The 4,293-nt window shown below is 66.1% G+C and carries 3 protein-coding genes and 2 pseudogenes; 1 reads left to right on the forward strand and 4 read right to left on the reverse strand.

Annotated features, from left to right (window positions below; all coding sequences use genetic code 11):
• A pseudogene (locus JNK99_RS02370) lies at positions 1–331 on the reverse strand (hypothetical protein); the annotation flags it as partial.
• A gap of 443 nt (positions 332–774) precedes the next feature.
• On the opposite strand from JNK99_RS02370, the gene JNK99_RS02375 reads away from it, so the two are divergent.
• Positions 775–1,695 carry a pyridoxal-phosphate dependent enzyme gene (locus JNK99_RS02375; protein WP_291848105.1) on the forward strand — a complete coding sequence of 307 codons (921 nt, stop codon included), beginning with the start codon at positions 775–777 and terminating at the stop codon, positions 1,693–1,695.
• 42 nt (positions 1,696–1,737) lie between these two features.
• Here JNK99_RS02375 and JNK99_RS02380 read toward each other — a convergent pair whose 3' ends face one another.
• The 3 genes and pseudogenes from JNK99_RS02380 to JNK99_RS02390 all read right to left on the reverse strand — a co-directional run.
• Positions 1,738–2,358 carry a phosphatase PAP2-related protein gene (locus JNK99_RS02380; RefSeq protein ID WP_291848108.1) on the reverse strand — a complete coding sequence of 207 codons (621 nt, stop codon included), beginning with the start codon at positions 2,356–2,358 and terminating at the stop codon, positions 1,738–1,740.
• A gap of 3 nt (positions 2,359–2,361) precedes the next feature.
• Positions 2,362–3,090 carry a hypothetical protein gene (locus JNK99_RS02385; RefSeq protein ID WP_291848111.1) on the reverse strand — a complete coding sequence of 243 codons (729 nt, stop codon included), beginning with the start codon at positions 3,088–3,090 and terminating at the stop codon, positions 2,362–2,364.
• Positions 3,091–3,123: 33 nt separating this feature from the next.
• Positions 3,124–4,293, reverse strand: a pseudogene (locus JNK99_RS02390) (acyl CoA:acetate/3-ketoacid CoA transferase); the annotation flags it as partial.

Consider the following 4,293-nt stretch of genomic DNA (forward strand, 5'->3'; position numbering starts at 1 on the left):
AAGCCTCCTGGACCGAGTCGAACGGTCGCCACAGCAGACCGCCGAAAACGAACTCCGACGACTGGCTGAAGGAGTTGTCGAAATACGACGCTCCGACCAACACCTGTCCCCCCAGCCAGCGCTGCGGCAACCGCCATTCGAAGTAGGCCAGCTTCTGCGTGTTGTCGTGTTCGTCGTCCGGATGGAAATGCACCGTGTACAGGCTGGTCTGCAGGTAGAAGCGATCGGTCCGCCAGGGTTCGGGCGCCTCCCAGACCGAAGCCACCGCCGGCGTCACCGCCGATCCGTCAGAAGCACCGGCCGACTGTGCCAGCGCGGGCGCGGCAGCCACACAGCACGCTGCGGCGAACAGGAACGACCGCCCGCGGCTGGCCGCCGCGGGCAAGGCAGTACCCCGCGAAAGAAGGGTGGGCAGGGACGCGAGCGTCCAGGCAACGGGGATGCATCGCGGACAGGCAGACATGGCACCTCGCAGGAAAAAGGATAGCCCAATCGGAGGGCAAGACCGGGAGTATATTTTCCGTGATCAACTCCGGTCAATGCTCCCTTTTCCCGAAGTTCAGCGAGTCGGGCATCCTGACACGCACCAATTCGGCGAAACGGGCCCGCCGACCTTGCCTGCAGCATCCTGCTGCCCGCCACGACGCGCTTGAATTGAAACACGCTTTGTGCCAGAGTCCGCGCACCCTGACCTCCCCGCGTCCCGTGCAGCGATCACCCCCGCCGCCATCGACATGACGCGACACGGCCGGCACCCGACCACCCAGCCCGCCCATGCCCCTGCACATTGCCACCCCGCTGATCGAATCCCCTTTCCTGAGCCGCGCCGCCAACTGCCCGGTATGGCTCAAGCTCGAAGCACTGCAGCCGCCGGGATCGTTCAAGCTGCGCGGCATCGGCGCGGCCTGCGAGGAGCACCTGCGGCGCGGTGCGCGTCGCTTCCTGTCGTCTTCCGGCGGCAATGCCGGGCTCGCCGTCGCCTATGCCGGCCGCCGACTGTCTCTGCCAGTCACCGTGGTCGTTCCGGAAACCACCTCGCGGCGAACCGTCGAACTGCTGCACCTGGAGCAGGCACAGGTCATCGTGCACGGCAGCTCCTGGCATGAGGCCAACCTCCTCGCGCAGTCGATGATCGAGCCGACGGACGCCTTCATCCACCCCTTCGACGATCCCCTGCTGTGGGAGGGCCACGCCAGCCTGATCGACGAAGTCGCCAGCGCCGGCCCCACCCCCGACGCGGTCGTCCTGTCGGTTGGCGGCGGCGGCCTGCTCTGCGGCGTCATCGAAGGACTGCGCCGCAACCGCCTCGGCCACGTCCCGGTAATTGCGGTCGAGACCGCAGGTACCGCCTCGTTGAACCAATCATTGCGCGCCGGGAAAATCGTCGACCTCGAAGCCATCACCGGCGTCGCTACCTCGCTCGGCGCCAAACGCGTCTGCGAACAAGCCTTCCGCTGGTCGCAGGAGCACCCGGTACGCAGCGTGGTCGTTTCCGACCGGGCGGCGCTCGCCGCCTGTGAGCGCTTTCTCGCCGACCACCGGCTGCTGGTCGAACCCGCCTGCGGCGCCAGCCTGGCGCTGGCCTATGAGCGCGCAGAGGCACTCGTCGGCCTGAGGCGGGTACTGTTCATCGTCTGCGGCGGGGCGACGGCCAGCCTCGATCAGATCCGCGCATGGGCGGCCGGACTGCCCTAACCGAACACCGTTGGCGACCATCGGCCCCTTCCCCGCAACGCCTCAGCCAGGCCAGAACAGAACGCCCAGCAGCAGTGCGGCGAGCAGTCCGGTGAGCACGTCCAGCGTCCAGTGCGCCCGCAGCACGATCACCAGAACCATCTGCAGGACGGCGAGCAGCGCGGCGGCCAGGGTCAGCGCGCTGTTGCCCAGGGTGGCGACCTGCATGGCGCCGTAGACGGCGAGCGCCGTGTGACCGGAAAAGAAGAAATCGTTGCCGACCTCATAGGTGACGAACAGCGAGGGAAATCCCGGAGCGCGCCAGATGATGCCCGGCGGCGCCGGTAGAGCGACCAGCGCCTGACTCGACTGGCGCAGGACGAACAGGCAGAGCAACCCCCAGAACGGAGCGAAGCTCGGACCGAGCAGTGCGTAGGCGAGAACGAACAGGGTGACCGCGTCGACCCCCAGCGAGCTGACGATCAGCGCCGCGCGCGCCGCGCTCGGGTGTTCGTGCAGCCAGGCATTGCCGCCCGCCGTAAGCCGGTGCAGGCGATCGTAGATCGCTCCGCCGTCGAGACGACGCTGGCCGATCAAGCGCTGCGTGACGAACCAGACGACGAGGCCGGCGACCACCGCCAGCAGGCGCCAGGCGACGATCTCCCAGGAAGGCAGTCCGGGCATCGTTCAGCCGGCGCCGTTGGCCGGCCCGCCACGCTCCAGTTCGACCCGCTGCGCCGGAATCCCGGCCCAGGTTTCGCCGGCCGGGATGCGCGTGTTGGGCAGAACGAAAGAACCGGCCAGCAGCTTGGCCTTTTCACCGATCTCGACACCACCCATGACGATCGCCCGCAAACCGATGGTCGCGCCGGCGGCGATGCGGACCGGAGCGATCACCAGATAACCACCCTGCGCGTAGTGTGCCATGACGCTGGCCGAACCGCCGATGGTCACCCCGTCGGCCAGCTCGATCAGCGATGGATCGGCGATGGCGGTCGAATTGATCGTCACGTTACGGCCGATCCGCATCCCCATCAGCCGGTAGTAGAGCTGGGCAAAGGGTGAGGGCGTCACGAACTCGAGAAACGAATAGCGCACCACCAGGGTCAGCGTGCAGTGCACATACCAGCGCAGCGCGGTCAGCGATACGGCCGATCCGCGGTAAGGCTGCAAGCGTCCGCCGAGCAGCAGGTTCAACAGCGGCGCGACGAGCAGCAGACTGAGGCCGTAGGTGAAGTAGCAGCAGGCCAGCGCGATGCCGCCCAGCGGATAGCGCCAGGCGGACGAGACCGGCGTCAGCAGCGGCGCGAACACACCGTCGAACAACCAGACGGCAACGCCAAGCGACAGGCCGGCGGCGAAAACGGCCAGCGCGATGAAGGGTAGCGGGCCGACCAGGGCGAGTACTCTTTGCATGCCCTTACCGACAACGATGGCGGCAACAGCGACTCATTGGCGACCGAGGTTGGCCACCGCTTCGGCCGCCGTTTCGTAGCTGTGGGCAGCGATCTTCCGTTTTTCCAGCGCCTCGCCCAGACGGGCACGCAGGAAGGTATTGGAGGTAAACCGCGTCACGTCGTGGTAGCAGGTGTCCATCAGGTGCCTGACCATCCCGATGTAGTCGTCGACCAGCTCGGGGAGGATGGTGAAGCGGTCGTAATTGACCACCGCATACACTTTGTGGCCGAGCGGAGCGAGTCGCTCGGCGACCGCCTGCCGTACACGTTCGATATCATCCTGGCTGCGGATGTCGAGTCCCTCGAAATTGATGAACAGCACGTTCTTCGCGGCGTCGTAGAACAGACGTTCGGCAAGCGGGATGGCCAGCATCTGCGGCCGCAGTTTCATCGGCTCTGCGCGGAAGATCCGGCTGTCCATCAGCGCCGGCGCCGAGCGCATGAGCGGCATGAAATCCATCTTGTCCAGCACATCCTTCTGCAGATCGACCCCGGGTGCAATCTCGATCAGTTCCAGCCCCTCGGCACACAGCCGGAAAACGCAACGCTCGGTGATGTAGAGCACCGTCAGGCCACGCCGCTGTGCCTCCGGGCCGCTGAATGTCCGGTGTTCGACCTCATTGACGAACTTTCTCGCCTTGCCATCCTGAAGAATGCGCAACTTGCCGTCATCCAGCGCCACCTCCAGGCTGCCGGCGGTAAAGGTGCCGACGAAGACCACCTTCTTGGCATTCTGCGAGATGTTGATGAAACCCCCGGCGCCGGCCAGGCGCGGGCCGAACCTGGAAACATTCAGGTTGCCCTGCCTGTCGGCCTGCGCCAGACCCAGGAAAGCGAGATCGAGACCGCCACCGTCGTAGAAGTCGAACTGGCTCGGCTGATCGATGATCGCCTGGGCATTGGTCGCCGCGCCGAAGTTGAGCCCGCCTGCCGGGATGCCACCGATCACGCCAGGCTCGGCGGTCATCGTCATCAGATCGTTGATCTTTTCCTCGGCGGCGATGCTCGCCACCCCTTCCGGCATGCCGATGCCGAGATTGACCACGGCGTTCGCCTTCAGCTCGAGCGCCGCACGGCGCACGATGATCTTGCGCTCGCTCATCGCCATCGGCGGAATCGCCGACATCGGTACCCTGATCTCGCCGGCGAAGGCAGGACTGAA

Origin of the sequence: Accumulibacter sp. (assembly GCF_016789985.1) — a bacterium.
Lineage (GTDB): Bacteria > Pseudomonadota > Gammaproteobacteria > Burkholderiales > Rhodocyclaceae > Accumulibacter.

Excerpts from the sequence above, each read along its gene's own strand:
- JNK99_RS02375 (WP_291848105.1), top strand. The coding sequence starts at position 775 with ATGCCCCTGCACATTGCCACCCCGCTGATCGAATCCCCTTTCCTGAGC.
- JNK99_RS02380 (WP_291848108.1), bottom strand. The coding sequence starts at position 2,358 with ATGCCCGGACTGCCTTCCTGGGAGATCGTCGCCTGGCGCCTGCTGGCG.
- JNK99_RS02385 (WP_291848111.1), bottom strand. The coding sequence starts at position 3,090 with ATGCAAAGAGTACTCGCCCTGGTCGGCCCGCTACCCTTCATCGCGCTG.